The sequence below is a fragment of the Actinophytocola sp. genome (genome assembly GCF_036555685.1).
GTDB lineage: Bacteria > Actinomycetota > Actinomycetes > Mycobacteriales > Pseudonocardiaceae > Actinophytocola.
Genome location: NZ_DATBKY010000268.1, coordinates 1 through 15,252, shown reverse-complemented (window position 1 = coordinate 15,252; position 15,252 = coordinate 1). Strand labels below are relative to the sequence as shown.

The window sequence follows — 15,252 nt, the reverse complement described above, 5'->3', positions numbered from 1 at the left end:
CCCCCCCCCCCCCCCCCCCCCCCCCCCCACTTCCGGTCAGCAGGCCTTGAGCCAGCTGCACTCCAGGTCCGCCGTGTAGTTGGCGCCCTGCCGCGGCCCGGGCTCGACCTTGGTCACCCGCGGCGCGCGGGTCGTCGCCGCGGCACCGCCCTCGGACGCGAGCCGGATCGCGACGGCGTCCTCGATCGTCTTCGCGTCGATGCCGATCGAGTTGTTGGTGACCATCGAGAAGACCAGGCGCTCGCCGCCCGCGGTGTCGACGTAGCCGGACAGCCCGCTCACGCCGGTCAGCGAACCGGTCTTCGCGTGCACCCGGCCCTCCGCGGGCGTGCCCCGCATCCGGTTGCGCAGGGTGCCGCCGACCATGCGGTCGGCCTTGCCGGCGATCGGCAGCGCCTCGTACCAGGTGCCGAACCACGGCCGCCCCGCGGCGCCGCCGAGCAGCGCGGCCAGCTGGTCGGGCGCGATCTGGTCCATCCTGGACAGGCCGGAGCCGTCCACAAGCGACAGCCGGCCGGTCACGCCCAGCGTGGGCAGGACATCGGCCACCGCGGCCTCCCCGGCGTCCCAGCTGCCCTCGCCCGCGGTCGCCCGGCCCATGGTCTTGGTCAGGATCTCGGCGTGCATGTTGTTGCTGAGCTTGAGGAACGGCACCAGCAGCTCACGCAGCGGCATCGACTCGCGGGACGCGTACTGCTTCGCGCCGGCCGGGGTCGCGCCGCGGGTGGTCGGGCCCTGGACCCGCACGCCGTGGGCCTTCAGCGCGTCGCGGAAGAGGGCGGCGGCGTAGCCGGTCGGCTCCCAGACCGCCATGAACTCGCTGTCCGCGCCGCCGCCGGCGGGGATCGAGCCGGACACGGTGAACAGGTTCGACCCGTGCTGCCGGTCGACCGAGATCGTGTCGTCGGAGCCGGCCGCGCCGGTCGTCGCCGTGTTGCGGATCTTGACGTAGTCGGTCGGCGGCTCGGTCGTGACCTTGGCCCTGCCGTTCGTCCCGGGCTCGACGCGGATGATGATCGAGCCGGCGTCGAAGTCGGTGTCCGGCGCGGCGGTCAGCGCGGAGATCTGCGCGTTGTAGTAGTACGGCTCGTCGTCCCAGGCCCAGCCGAGACCGAGCCGGGTGTCGTCGAACCACGTGTCGTCGGCGACGAGCCGGCCGCGCACGCTGGTGACGCCGCTGTCGGCCACCTGCTTGGCGAGGGTGTCGTAGTCGGTGGCGAGCATGGTCGGGTCGCCGGTGCCCTTGAGGTAGAGGTCGCCGTCGAGGACGTGGCCGAGCCGGTGGGCCGGGCTCGCGACGGTCGTCGAGAACGTGTGGTCCGGTCCGAGGACCTCGAGCGCGGCCGCGCTCGTGGCGAGCTTGGCGTTGGACGCCGGCTGCTGACGGCGGTCGCTGCTGCGCTGGTAGAGGGTCTCGCCGTCCAGGGTCTTCACGACGAGGCCGACGTCGGCGCCGGCGAGGCCGGGGTTGTTGAGGATGGCGTCGAGGTCGGCGCCGAGGTCGCCGCGGTCCTGGGCGGACACCGACGACACCGGCGACAGGGCACCGACGACGCCGATGAGCAGCACCAGCCCGGCGAGCAGGATGAGCATTCTGAGCGGACGAGGTTGCACGGCGACTCCCGGAGAGAGCAGGGCAGAGTGAGGAATCTTCCTACTCCCCCGCCACCGTGACAACGACCAACCCGCGAGTCAGTCGAGGATTCGCAGTAGCCCTTCCTGGACGACCGTGGCGATCAGGGTGCCGTCCCGGGCGAAGAAGCGACCGGTCGCGAGGCCGCGCGCGCCCGACGCGCTCGGCGAGACGCAGTCGTAGAGGAACCACTCGTCCGCGCGGAACGGCCGGTGGAACCACAGCGCGTGGTCGAGGCTCGCGCCGAGCACGTTGTCCAGCCCCCAGTACGCGCCGTGCCGGACCAGCACGGCGTCGAGCAGCGTCATGTCGGACGCGTAGGTCAGCACGCAGACGTGCAGCAGCTCGTTGCCGGGCAGGCTGCCGTCCGCGCGCATCCACACCTGGCTGCGTGCCTCGGCCGGGCCGCGGTCGCGTAGCTCCCACGGCGGGTCGGTCACGTACCGGATGTCGATCGGCCGGGGCAGCCGCGCGAAGTCGCCGAGCTTGTCCGCGTGCTTGCGCATGATCTCCGCGCGCGTCGGCAGCGTCTCGGGGTCGGGCACGATCGGCATGGGCTCGGCGTGGTCCGCGCCCGGCTCGGGCTGCTGGAACGAAGCGGACAGCGAGAAGATCGCCTTGCCGCGCTGGATCCCGATGACCCGCCGCGTGGTGAACGTGCGGCCGTCACGGATGCGGTCGACCTCGTACACGATCGGGACGCTCGGGTCGCCGGGCCGGATGAAGTACGCGTGCAGCGAGTGCACCTTGCGCTCGGCCGGCACGGTCCGGCCGGCGGCGACCAGCGCCTGCCCGGCCACCTGCCCGCCGAACACCCGCACCGGCGACTGCGCGGGGCTGACCCCGCGGAAGATGTTCTCCTCGATCCGCTCCAGGTCGAGCAGCGCGACCAGGCGGTCCAGCACCGGCTGTCCCGTGGCCACCCCGTCGGCCGTGCCGGCCCGCAGCTCGGCCAGGTCGGCCGCCGCCTGCCTCGCCGCCTCAGTCAATGCCGCCTCCCCGGAAACAACCTCGTGGGCAGGAATGGTGCCATGCTCCGTGCCTCCCGACCGCGCTCAAGGGAACGGGACGCAGACCGGCCACAAGTACGTGCCCGACCGACGGGAGTCAGCTCAGGCGACCAACAGGGTCAATTCCGGAGAGGCGCAACCATCAGGCGTGGTCTTCTTCGCCCAGGCGGTGGACGCGGATGAGGTTGGTCGAGCCGACCGTCCCCGGCGGGGAGCCGGCGACCACGACCACCAGGTCGCCCAGCCGGTACCGCCCGATCGAGAGCATCGACTGGTCGACCTGGCGGACCATGCGGTCCGTCGAGTCGACCTCGGGCACCATGAACGTCTCGACGCCCCAGGTCAGCGCCAGCTGGCTGCGGACGGCGGGCTCGGGCGTGAACGCCAGCAGCGGCAGGTGCGTGTGCAACCGGGCGAGGCGGCGAACCGTGTCGCCGGACTGCGTGAACGCGACCAGCGCCTTGGCGTTGAGCCGCTCGCCGATGTCGCGCGCCGCGTAGGAGAGCACGCCCCGCTTGGTGCGCGGCACGTGCGTCAGTGGCGGCACGACCGTCGACTCGCTCTCGACGGCCTCGACGATCCGGCCCATGGTCCGCACGGCCTCGATCGGGTACCGGCCGACGCTGGTCTCACCGGAGAGCATCACCGCGTCGGTCCCGTCGAGCACCGCGTTGGCCACGTCGGACGCCTCGGCCCGGGTCGGCCGCGAGTTGTTGATCATGGACTCCAGCATCTGGGTCGCCACGATCACCGGCTTCGCGTTCTCCCGCGCGATCTGGATCGTCCGCTTCTGCACCAGCGGCACCTGCTCGAGCGGCAGCTCCACGCCGAGGTCGCCGCGGGCGACCATCACGCCGTCGAAGGCCAGCACGATCGCCTCGAGGTTCGAGACCGCCTCGGGCTTCTCCAGCTTCGCGATCACCGGCAGCCGGCCCTTGCCGACCCGGTCCATCACCTGGTGCACGAGGTCGATGTCCGCGGGCGAGCGGACGAACGACAGCGCCACGAAGTCCACGCCGAGCTGGAGCGCGAACTCCAGGTCCTCGATGTCCTTCTCCGACATCGCCGGCACGGAGACGTCCATGCCGGGCAGCGAGATGCCCTTGTTGTTGCTGACCTTGGCGCCCTCGGTGACCTCGCAGACCACGTCCGGACCGTCGACCGCGGTGACCGTCAGCCCGACGTTGCCGTCGTCGACCAGCAGCCGGTCACCCGGCTTCGCGTCCTTGGCCAGGCCCTTGTAGGTGGTGGACACGCGGTCGTGGGTGCCCTCGACGTCCTCGACGCTGATCCGCACGACGTCCCCGGTGCGCCACTCGACCGGACCGCCGGCGAACGTGCCGAGGCGGATCTTCGGTCCCTGCAGGTCGGCCAGGATGCCGACCGCCCGGCCGGACTCGTCGGAGGCCGCGCGTACGAGGTCGTAGACCTGCTTGTGGTCGCTCTTGCTGCCGTGGCTGAAGTTCATCCTGGCGACGTCCATGCCGGCGGCGACCAGGTCGCGCACCTTCTCCGGGGTGGCAGTCGCAGGCCCCAGAGTGCATACAATCTTCGCTCGTCGACTCACGGGAGGCAGCCTAGTCCTGTCGGCTGGAACGATCCGGAAGTACCGCGCAGTAACTCGCGGATCGATCCAGAACGTTATCGGTGCGTCTGCTCGCTGATCCCCACATGGTCACGCGCCCACTCGTTGAACGGGCGCAGCGCGCGCCAAGCAGTGCGGACCCGGGCCAGCAGGGCGCGTTCGTGCAGCACGTTGTCAGGTTCCCACGTGCGGCTCGCGTAGACGGACCGGTAGCGCAGCAGGTCCAGTCGCGGGTGGTCGGCGGGGTAGCCGCGGGGCCGGGTGGCGAGCCGGTCGCCCTTGATGTCCCAGCCGGCCTTCTCCAGCTTGGTGAGGATCTTCGCGAGGGCCTCGCCGTGGATGTCCTCGGCCACGGCCGTGCGGAACCTGGCCAGCTGGTCGGACTGCAGGTGGAAGCAGCCGCCTCCGGTCCGCAGGCCGGCCGGGCTGAGCTCGACGTAGTACGCGCCGGCGCCCCGGCCCGGCTCGATCACGCCGCCGCAGTGGGTCTTGTACGGCGTCTTGTCCTTGCTGAACCGAACGTCGCGGTACGGCCGGAAGACCGTGGCCCGCCCGAAGTCGGTGGCGAACTCGCCGGACAGCTCGGCGAGCAGCGCCTCCATGGGTGCCCGGATGTCGGTGAGGTAGGTGTCCTTGTGGTCGGTCCAGTAGGACTTGGAGTTGTCGGCCACGAGCCCGTCGTAGAAGTCGACCGCGTGCTCGCCGAAGCCCTCGAACCTACTCATGACAACCCTCGCGGCCTGGGTCAGGAGTCGGCGCACGTCCTGCGCGCCGGCGAAGCGGACGTCGTCGGCCGGCGAGCCGGCGGAGATCGGCGAGCAGCTGATCGGACATCGCGGCCAGACTATGCCCGCGAACGCGACCGGCGGGCGGCGCCCTTCCGGGCGCCACCCGCCGGTGGCACGCGTGCCGGCTCAGGCGGCCGCGGCGCGGTTGTACAGGTTCTGGGCGTCGGCGCCGAAGTACGGGCCGAACATCCAGGTCGGGATGAAGTTGATCTTGTAGCTGTTCACCGAGTTCTGCAGGCCCGCGCCGGTGCCCTCGTCGAAATCCTGGAACCACGGGCCGCCGCTCGCGCCACCGGTCATGTCACACGTCATGCCGATGCCGTCGCTGATGAACGCGTCGAACGTGGTGCCGCTGCAGTAGATCATGTGCGTGCCGTCGTACGGGTCGGCCGCCGGCCACCCGAACGCGTACATGTCCTGGCCGCGCGGCGAGTTGAACGCGACACCCTGGCCGCCGACGACGTCGGTCAGGCTCTGACCGCCCTGCGGGTTGACCACCGCGGCGCCCACGTCGAAGTTGATGTCCTCGCTGGCCTCCCACTGCGGGGTGGACATCGTGGTCTTGGCGGTCCACTGGCCGAACGGGGCGTTGCCGTCCTTGTACGCGGGCACGAACACCCAGTCGGTATGCCAGGCGCCGTCGAGCTTCACGCAGTGCCCGGCGGTGAGCACGACGCTCTTGTTACCGCTGTTCACCGCGTCGCCGCTGCAGGAGGCCTGCCGGCCCTGGTAGGTGAAGAACACCCGGCCGGCGGTCTTCTCGACCGCGCCGCCACCGGTCCAGTCGCCGCCGCCGTCGGGGAACGCCATCGGCGCGACGTCGTTGAGCAGCGAGGTCACCGGCCGCACGATCTGCGGCGTGCCCTTCTTGACGTTGTGCGTCACCTTCGACGCGTCCACCTTCGGCAGCAGCCGGTCCATCGGGATCGCGTTGCGCATGGCTTCGGGGGTCCACTTGGTCGCGATCGCCCCCATGTCGTGCACCGCGACCGACGGCGCCGGAGGCGCGGCCGTGGCCGACGGGCTCACGAACGCGGCGACCGCCAGCCCGCCCGCTGCCAGGGCGATCGCGGTCTGCCAGAACTTCTTCATCTTCTACCTACCTTTCGGGCGGCGCGGGGCCGCCCGTTGCAGGGGATAGGTTTCAACGAATCACGAACTTACCGGGCAAGTCGTTACCCAAACACCAACGGAAGTAGCGTGCCGTAACCGCCGGGGCGGCGGCGAGCACGACGACCGACACAATGGCGCGTGTGGGTATCGAGCTGACGGTGGACGGGCGGACGCTGCGCTGCGCGGACGTCGCGCTCGTCGCGGATCACGAGGTCGTCGTGCGGGTGGCCGAGGACGCGGCGCGGCGGGCCGGGGACGCGTGGACGCTCGTGACCGAGCTGGCGGCGAAGCGCGAGATATACGGCCGCACCACCGGGGTCGGCGCCAACCGTGACCTGACCGTCGACGAGGACGCCGGGCCCGAGCACGGCCGGCGGCTGCTGCGCAGCCACGCCGGCGGGACCGGTGAGCCGATGCCGGCCCGGCAGGTGCGCGCGATGCTGCTGATCCGGCTCAACCAGCTCGCCGCAGGCGGCTCCGGGGCGCATCCCCGGCTGCTCGACGCGCTGGCCGGGGCGCTCACCACCGACGCGGTCCCGCTCGTGCACCGCACCGGCGCGATCGGCACCGGCGACCTGACCGCCCTCGCCGAGACCGCGCTGACACTGGCCGGCGAGCGTCGGTGGGCGGTGGGCGGGCAGGAGCCGGTCGCCCTGGACACCAGCGACGCGCTCGCGTTCATGAGCAGCAACGCGGCCACCCTCGCCGACGCCGTGCTCGCCGCCCGCGAGCTGGACACCCTGCTGCGCGCGAGCCACGCGGTCGCCGCGCTGTCCTACCTGGTCATGGGCGGCTCGCCGGAGGCGTACGCGACGCCCGTACACGAGGCGCGTCCGCACCCCGGCCAGGTGCGCTGCGCGGCGGAGATGCGGCGCCTGCTGGGCATGCGCGGCGTACCGCAGCCGGGGCGGCGGATCCAGGACCCCTACGGCCTGCGCGCGTTCCCGCAGGTGCAGGGCCCGGCGCTGGACGCACTCGACTACCTCACCCGGGTGCTGACCGTCGAGATCAACGCGGCGACGGAGAACCCGATGGTGTCGCTGTCCGCGGGCGACGTCTTCCATCACGCGCACTTCCACACGGCGTACGTGGCGGTGGCGCTGGACCAGATGCGGGCGACGGTCCACCACGTCGCGGAGCTGTCCGCGTCCCGGCTGGGCGACCTCGTGGAGCCGTCGTTCACCGACCTGCCGGCGTTCCTCGCGTCCGGCCCGCCGGGCAGCTCCGGCGTGATGATCCTCGAGTACGTGGCGCACGACGCGCTCGCGACGCTGCGCCAGGCGGCCCTTCCGGTGACGCTCGGCACGGCGGTCGTGTCGCGCGGGGTCGAGGACCACGCGTCGTTCGCCACCCAGGCGGCGCGCGCGGCCGGCCAGGCGGCGGACGCGTACCGCCAAGTGCTGGCGTGCGAGGTCGTGGCGGCGGTGCGGGCGCTGCGGATGCGCCCGGCGGACCTGATGGACCTGCCGATCCGGGCGGCCTTCGACCTGGCGGACGCCCTGCTGGACCCGACGCTGTCGGACCGCCCCCTGTCCGACGACCTCGACGCGGCCGCCACCCTGATGGAGCAGTTCGCCGGCGTCTGACCCCGCGGCGCGGCAACGGCCGTGCCCGCCGCCGCCTGGCTGATCGTCGGCGAAGTCGTGCCGGTGAGTCGTGCCGGTGGCCTACACGGCGGCGAGTGGCAGCGCCGTCGGGTGCACCGGGGCGGGCAGGTCCGAGTGTCCGGTCAGGTACGCGTCGACCGCGTGGGCGACCGAGCGGCCCTCGGCGATCGCCCACACCACCAGCGACGCACCGCGATGCGCGTCGCCGCAGACGAAGACGCCCTCGGCCGACGTCTGCCAGTCCGCGCCGCACGACAGCGTGCCGCGCCGCGACAGCGACAGGCCAAGCCGCTCGAGCAACGGCATGTGCTCCACGCCCTCGAAGCCGATCGCCAGCAGGACCATGTCCGCGGGGATCTCCTCGACGCCGTCGCCGACCGGGGTGACCTCGCGGACTCCGGTCGCCGGGTCCTTGCGGACCACGACCTCACGCAACCGCGCGGCCCGCACGTTGCCGGACCCGTCGTCGACGAACTCCTCCACCGCGACCGCGAACCGCCGCTCCCCGGCCTCCTCGTGCGCCGGGTAGGTCCGCAGGATCCACGGCCACACCGGCCACGGCGAGATGTCGTCGTCCCTGGCGGAGGGCGGCTCGGGGTACTGGTCGAGCTGGGTCACCGACAGCGCGCCCTGCCGGGTCGCCGTGCCGTAGCAGTCCGCGCCCGTGTCGCCGCCGCCGATGATCAGCACGTGCTTGCCGGCCGCGGAGATCGACGTCGGCCCGTCGCCCTCGCACTCCTTGTTCGCCGGCACCAGGTGCTCCATCGCCAGGTGCACGCCGTCGAGCGAGCGACCCGGGACCTCCGGCGCGTCCCGCCCGCGCAGCGCGCCGACCGCGAGCACGACCGCGTCGTAGGAGGCCCGCAGCGTCTCCACGGACAGGTCACCGGGCTTGGTGCCGCCGACCTCGCAGCCGGTGACGAACCGCGTGCCCTCCTCCCGCAGCTGCGCGAGCCGCCGGTCGAGGCCCTTCTTCTCCATCTTGAACTCGGGGATCCCGTACCGGAGTAGCCCGCCGAGCCGGTCGTCCCGCTCGTACACGGTGACCTCGTGGCCCGCGCGCGTCAGCTGCTGCGCCGCCGCCAGCCCCGCCGGGCCGGAGCCGACCACGGCGACCCGCCGGCCGGACGCGATCGCCGCCTGCTGCGGGCGGACGAGGCCCTTCTCCCACGAGGCGTCCGCGATCGTCTGCTCGACGCGCTTGATCGCCACCGCCCCGCCGGACAGGGGCGAGATCGCCAGCACGCACGCCGACTCGCACGGCGCCGGGCACAGCCGGCCGGTGAACTCCGGGAAGTTGTTCGTCGCGTGCAGCCGCTCGCTCGCCGCGGCCCAGTCGCCCACGCGCACCAGGTCGTTCCACTCGGGAATCAGGTTGCCGAGCGGGCAACCCGCGGAACCCGAGTGACAGAAGGGAATCCCGCAGTCCATGCAGCGGGTCGCCTGCGCGCGCACCTGCTGGTTGCGCTCGTCCGGGTCGAGATCCTCGTAGACCTCGTGCCAGTCGGCCAGCCGGTCCGGCTTGGGCCGCTTCGGCGCGTCCTTGCGCTGCTTTTTCAGAAAACCCTTGGGGTCAGCCACGCGAAGCCTCCATGACCGCCTCGTCGACGTCGCGCCCCTCGGCGGCGGCGAGCCGCATCGCCTCGAGCACGCGCTGGTAGTCGCGCGGCATCACCTTGGTGAACGACGCCGCGCGCCGGGTCCAGTCGCCGAGCAGCGACGCGGCCACCGCGGACCCGGTGTACTCGTGGTGGCGCCGCACGACGTCGCGCAGCCACCGCAGGTCCTCGCCGGACGGCCGCTGCAGGTCGACCATCGCGGCGTTGACCAGCTGCTCGTCCAGGTCGAGCACGTACGCGATGCCGCCGGACATGCCGGCCGCGAGGTTGCGCCCGGTCGGCCCGAGCACCACCGCCCGGCCGCCGGTCATGTACTCGAACGCGTGGTCGCCGACGCCCTCGGCCACCGCCACCGCACCCGAGTTGCGCACGCAGAACCGCTCGCCGACCCGCCCGCGCAGGAAGATCTCACCGCCGGTCGCGCCGTAGCCGATCACGTTGCCGCCGATGACCTGCTGCTCGGCGGCGAACGCCGAGTCCGGGTGCGGCCGCACGATGATCCGCCCGCCGGACAGGCCCTTGCCAACGTAGTCGTTCGCGTCGCCGATGAGGTCCAGCGTGATGCCGGCCGGCACGAACGCGCCCAGCGACTGGCCGGCCGAGCCGGACAGCTGGATGTGAATGGTGTCGTCGGGGAGCCCGTCGCCGCCGTAGCGCCGGGTGACCTCCGAGCCGAGCAACGTGCCGACGGTCCGGTTCACGTTGCGTACGGGCAGGTCCAGCTTCAGCGGGTGCGCGTCCTCCAGCGCCGCCTCGGCGAGCTGGATGAGCGTGCGGTCGAGGGCCTCGTCGAGCCCGTGGTCCTGCGCGCGGACCCGCCGCCGGGCGCCGCCGTAGGTAGTCTTCGGCACCTCGAACACCGGCGCCAGGTCGAGCCCCTGGGCCTTCCAGTGCTCGACGGCCGCGTCGATGTCGAGCAGCTCGGCGTGGCCGATCGCCTCGTCGAGCGTGTGGAAACCCAGCCGCGCCAACCACTCCCGCACCTCGGTGGCGACGAAGTGGAAGAAGTTGACCACGTGCTCGGCCTGCCCGGTGTACCGCTCGCGCAGCACCGGGTCCTGGGTGGCCACGCCGACCGGACAGGTGTCCAGGTGGCACACCCGCATCATCACGCAGCCGGCCACGATCAGCGGGGCGGTCGCGAAGCCGTACTCCTCGGCGCCGAGGAGCGCGGCGATGATCACGTCGCGCCCGGTCTTCATCGCGCCGTCCACCTGCACGGTGATCCGGTCGCGCAAACCGTTGAGCAGCAACGTCTGCTGCGTCTCGGCGAGGCCGACCTCCCACGGCGTGCCCGCGTGCTTGAGCGAGTTCAGCGGCGAGGCACCGGTGCCGCCGTCGTGGCCGGAGATCAGCACGACGTCCGCGTGCGCCTTGGACACACCCGCCGCGACGGTGCCGACGCCGAACTCGCTGACGAGCTTGACGTGCACCCGGGCGTGCTCGTTGGCGTTCTTCAGGTCGTGGATGAGCTGGGCCAGGTCCTCGATGGAGTAGATGTCGTGGTGCGGCGGCGGGGAGATCAGGCCCACGCCCGCGGTCGAGTGCCGGGTGCGCGCGATCCACGGCCACACCTTGTTCGGGGGCAGCTGGCCGCCCTCGCCCGGCTTCGCGCCCTGCGCCATCTTGATCTGCAGGTCGGTCGCGTTCACCAGGTACTCGCTGGTGACGCCGAACCGCCCGCTCGCGATCTGCTTGATGGCCGAGCGGCGCTCCGCGTCGTAGAGCCGGTCGGCGTCCTCGCCGCCCTCGCCGGTGTTGGACCGCCCGCCGATCCGGTTCATCGCGATGGCCAGCGTCTCGTGCGCCTCCGCGCTGATCGAGCCGTAGGACATCGCGCCGGTGTTGAACCGCTTGAGGATCGCCTCGACCGGCTCCACCTCGTCGATCGGCACCGGGGTGCGGCCCGTGGACTCCGCCGTGCGCAGCCCGAACAACCCGCGCAGCGCGCCGCCCTCGCGGTTGAGCCGCTCGACCTCGTCGACGTAGCGGCGGTACACGTCGTCCCGGCGCGTCTTCGTCGCGTGCTGCAACAGGAAGATGGTCTCCGGGGTGAACAGGTGCAGCTCGCCCTCGCGCCGGTAGGCGTACTCGCCGCCGGGCTCGAGGCGCCGGTGCACCCGGTCGGTCGGGTTCTCCGGATGGGCCGCGTGGTGCCGGCCCGCCACCTCGCGGGCGATCACGTCGAGGCCGACGCCGCCGAGCTTGGAGCTGGTGCCGGTGAAGTACTCGTCCAGCACGTCGGCCGCCAGCCCGAACGCCTCGAACACCTGCGCCGCGGTGTACGCGCCGACGGTCGAGATGCCCATCTTGGACATGATCTTGAGGACGCCCTTGACGAGCGCGGTCACGTAGTTGCGGATCGCGCGCTGCGGCTCGATGCCGCTGATCGTGCCGCGGCGGATCAGGTTCTCGATGGTCTCGAACGCGAGGTACGGGTTGACCGCAGCGGCGCCGTAGCCGAGCAGCAAGGCCACGTGGTGCACCTCGCGCGCGTCGCCGGTCTCCACGACCAGCGCGACCCGCAGCCGCTCCTTGGTGCGCACCAGGTGGTGGTGTACCGCGGAGACCAGTAGCAGCGACGGGATCGGCGCCATCCGGTGGTCGGAGTCGCGGTCGGACAGCACGAGGATCCGCGCGCCGGCCGCGATCGCCTCGGAGGCATCCCGGCGCACGCGCGCGATGGCCTCCTCGAGCGCCGGTCCACCACCGTCCACTTCGTACAACCCGGGGATGACCGTGCAGGCGTAGCCGGGCATGTCGCCGTCGTCGTTGACGTGGATCAGCTTGGCGAGCTCGTCGTTGTCGATGACCGGCAAGGGCAGCTGGATGTGCCGGCAGGACGCCGGCGTGGGCTCGAGCAGGTTCTGCTCCGGGCCCATGATGCGCTGCACGGAGGTGACGATCTCCTCGCGGATCGCGTCCAGCGGCGGGTTGGTCACCTGCGCGAAGTTCTGCTTGAAGTAGTCGTAGAGCATCCGCGACCGCTTGGACAGCACGGCCGGCGGCGTGTCGGTGCCCATCGAGCCGATCGGCTCCGCACCGGTCAGCGCCATCGGCGCGAGCAGGATCTTGAGCTCCTCCTCGGTGTAGCCGAAGGCGAGCTGGCGGCGGACCACTGACTCGTTGGTCTGGACGACGTGCTCGCGGTCGGGCAGGTCCGCGATCTTGAGCAGCCCGGCGTGCAGCCACTCCTCGTAGGGCAGCTCCTCGGCGAGCGCGGTCTTGACCTCGTCGTCGTCGACGATCTTGCCGGCGGCCGTGTCCACGAGGAACATCCGGCCCGGCTGCAGCCTGCCCTTCGCCACGACGTTCTCCGCCGGGACGTCGAGCACGCCGGTCTCGCTCGCGAGCACCACGCGGTCGTCGGTCGTCTGCCACCAGCGGGCGGGGCGCAGGCCGTTGCGGTCGAGCACCGCGCCGACGAGGGTGCCGTCGGAGAAGGTCACGCTGGCCGGCCCGTCCCACGGCTCCATCAGGCTCGCGTGGAACTTGTAGAACGCGCGCCGGTCCTTCTCCATCGTGGTGTTGTTCTCCCAGGCCTCCGGGATCATCATCAACACCGCGTGGGGCAGCGTCCGGCCGCCGAGGTGCAGCAGCTCGAGCACCTCGTCGAACGACGCCGAGTCCGACCCGTCCGGATCGATGACCGGGTAGAGCCGGGTGAGGTCACCGGGGATCAGGTCGCTCGCGAGCAGCGCCTCGCGGGCGCGCATGCGGTTGCGGTTGCCGCGGATCGTGTTGATCTCGCCGTTGTGCGCCACGAACCGGAACGGGTGCGCGAGCGGCCACGACGGGAACGTGTTCGTGGAGAAGCGGCTGTGCACCAACGCGATCGCGCTCGTCAGCCGCTCGTCGGTGAGGTCGGCGAAGAACGCGGGCAGCTGCGCGGTGGTGAGCATTCCCTTGTACACCAGCGTCCGCGCGGACAGCGAGGGGAAGTACAGCCCGCACCCGGCCGCCATGCTCTCGTGCTCGGCACGCTTGCGCAGGCAGAACGCCAGCCGGTCCAGCGCGATGCCGGCCGCCCGGTTGCCCTCGGCGTCCGGGACGGCGGCGAGGAAGGGCATGACGAAGTGCGGCATCACCGACAGGGCGGTGGGGCCGACGCCGGCGGACTCGGGCGCTACGGGGACCTCGCGCCAGCCGAGGAGCTCCAGCCCCTCCTCGCCGGCGATGCGGCCGATCAGCGAGACGGCTTTGGCTCGCTGATCGGAGTCGGTGGGGAGGAAGCCGATACCCGTGGCGTAGGTGTGCGCGCCGGTCTCGTCCGGCTCGGGCAGGTCGAAGTCGACGACCTCGCGGAGCAGCGTGTCGGGCAGCTGCAACAGGATGCCGGCACCGTCGCCGCTCGTCGGCTCGGCGCCCGCGGCGCCTCTGTGCTCGAGGTTGGCCAGCGCCACCAGGGCGTCGGTGATGATCTCGTGCGAACGTCGCCCCCGGATGTCGGCGACCATGGCCACGCCACACGCGTCACGCTCGGCAGTGGGGTCGTACAGACCCTGCGCGGCGGGGATGGCAGAAAAAATCACGCGGTGACCTCCCTCGTAGTCCTCGCGCTCAGTGCTTGTCTGGGCGCGGGACGGCGGTGGCCCGCGTGTTGACGTGAGCTTAACAGTCCCGAAACCCATGAGCCACGAATCGGGCGCGGATTTGTCCGAATCGCTGTAACGATCGACGTGATCCACGCGATAAGGCGCCCTACGTCCTGGTGGGAGCATCCCGGGCGCCGAGTGGGTGGGGCTACTCCAGGGTAGCCGAGGTGGTTGCAAATGGAAGTACCTCGGTCCGTCAGCGCCTGTTGACAATCCGTTGTGAGAGCGCTTCCATAGCAATCGGCAATATCTGCGGCCTGTGCGACAGGCACTCGGAACCCTGCCCGAGGTGTGACAAGGAGGTCACCGCCATGCCCGCTCCCCCTCCCCTGCCCGCACGCGGCCGTAGCCGCCGACTGCTGGTTCTCGCCGCGGCCGCCGCGGCCGTCACGATCGCGATTCCCCTGACGCGGCAAGCGGAAGCGTCCGTCCCGCCGCCGGACTCCGGCTGGACCCAGGTGTGGGCCGACGACTTCGGCGGGCCGGCCGGCTCGCTGCCCTCGTCGGCCAACTGGATCTTCGACAGCGGCCACGGGTATCCGGGTGGCCCAGGGAACTGGGGCACCGGCGAGATCGACGCCAAGACGAACAACCCGGCCAACGTCAGCGTCGACGGCGGCGGCAACCTGCGGATCACGCCGCTGCGCGACGGCGCGGGCAACTGGACCTCGGCCCGCATCGAGACGCAGCGGTCGGACTTCAAGCCGCCCGCCGGCGGCGTGCTGCGCGTCGAGGGCCGCATCCAGATGCCGAACGTCACCGGCAACTCCGCGCTCGGGTACTGGCCGGCGTTTTGGGCGCTCGGCTCGCCCTTCCGCGGTAACTACTGGAACTGGCCGGGCATCGGCGAGTACGACTTCATGGAGAACGTCAACGGGATCAACTCCGTGTGGGGCACGCTCCACTGTGGAGTGTCACCGGGCGGGCCGTGCAACGAGACGACCGGCCTCGGCAGCAGCCGGGCGTGCCCGGGCTCGTCGTGCCAGTCGGCGTTCCACACCTACCGGTTCGAGTGGGACCAGAGCGTCTCGCCCAACCAGCTGCGCTGGTACGTCGACGGCCAGCAGTTCCACAGCGTCAGCCAGTCGCAGCTGCCGGCCGACACGTGGAACGCGATGACGAGCCACGCGGGCTACTTCGTCATCCTCAACGTCGCGATCGGCGGCGCCTTCCCGGACGCGATCGCCGGCCGGCAGACGCCGGTCGCGGAGACCACCCCGGGTCGGCCGATGCTGGTCGACTACGTGGCCGTGTGGACCCGCGGCGGCGGTGGCGGCCCGACCGACCCGCCGCCCGGCGGTG

The 15,252-nt window shown here is 71.7% G+C and carries 9 protein-coding genes; 2 read left to right on the top strand and 7 right to left on the bottom strand.

The genetic code is table 11. The features are described from left to right. Positions 1 to 36: 36 nt before the first annotated feature. The 5 genes from dacB to VH969_RS27505 form a co-directional block, all read right to left on the bottom strand. Positions 37 to 1,614, bottom strand: coding sequence for a D-alanyl-D-alanine carboxypeptidase/D-alanyl-D-alanine endopeptidase (gene dacB, locus VH969_RS27525; protein WP_331979388.1), 1,578 nt, complete (start codon positions 1,612 to 1,614; stop codon positions 37 to 39). 78 nt (positions 1,615 to 1,692) lie between these two features. Next, positions 1,693 to 2,622 carry an acyl-CoA thioesterase II gene (gene tesB, locus VH969_RS27520; RefSeq protein ID WP_331979386.1) on the bottom strand — a complete coding sequence of 310 codons (930 nt, stop codon included), beginning with the start codon at positions 2,620 to 2,622 and terminating at the stop codon, positions 1,693 to 1,695. Positions 2,623 to 2,785: 163 nt separating this feature from the next. Further along, positions 2,786 to 4,210 carry a pyruvate kinase gene (pyk, locus tag VH969_RS27515; RefSeq protein WP_331979384.1) on the bottom strand — a complete coding sequence of 475 codons (1,425 nt, stop codon included), beginning with the start codon at positions 4,208 to 4,210 and terminating at the stop codon, positions 2,786 to 2,788. A gap of 74 nt (positions 4,211 to 4,284) precedes the next feature. Beyond that, the gene (locus tag VH969_RS27510; RefSeq protein WP_331979382.1) at positions 4,285 to 4,953 is read right to left on the bottom strand and encodes a DUF2461 domain-containing protein; all 669 of its coding nucleotides are present in this window, start codon (positions 4,951 to 4,953) and stop codon (positions 4,285 to 4,287) included. A gap of 189 nt (positions 4,954 to 5,142) precedes the next feature. Continuing rightward, the gene (locus VH969_RS27505) at positions 5,143 to 6,108 is read right to left on the bottom strand and encodes a trypsin-like serine peptidase (protein WP_331979380.1); all 966 of its coding nucleotides are present in this window, start codon (positions 6,106 to 6,108) and stop codon (positions 5,143 to 5,145) included. A 152-nt stretch (positions 6,109 to 6,260) separates the two neighbouring features. Here VH969_RS27505 and VH969_RS27500 point away from each other — a divergent pair, with 152 nt between their 5' ends. Continuing rightward, complete coding sequence (locus tag VH969_RS27500; protein WP_414638628.1) at positions 6,261 to 7,715, top strand: aromatic amino acid ammonia-lyase; 1,455 nt, start codon at positions 6,261 to 6,263, stop codon at positions 7,713 to 7,715. Positions 7,716 to 7,796: 81 nt separating this feature from the next. Here VH969_RS27500 and gltD read toward each other — a convergent pair whose 3' ends face one another. Next, positions 7,797 to 9,317, bottom strand: coding sequence for a glutamate synthase subunit beta (gene gltD, locus VH969_RS27495; protein ID WP_331979376.1), 1,521 nt, complete (start codon positions 9,315 to 9,317; stop codon positions 7,797 to 7,799). Continuing rightward, positions 9,310 to 13,887 (bottom strand): glutamate synthase large subunit, encoded by a 4,578-nt coding sequence (gene gltB / locus VH969_RS27490; RefSeq protein ID WP_331979374.1) that lies wholly within the window; start codon positions 13,885 to 13,887, stop codon positions 9,310 to 9,312. The genes gltD and gltB overlap by 8 nt, the downstream gene beginning before the upstream one ends. Positions 13,888 to 14,261: 374 nt before the next feature. Between gltB and VH969_RS27485 the strand changes: the two genes are divergently transcribed. After that, a partial coding sequence (locus tag VH969_RS27485) for a glycoside hydrolase family 16 protein (protein WP_331979372.1) occupies positions 14,262 to 15,252 on the top strand: 991 nt, incomplete at its 3' end.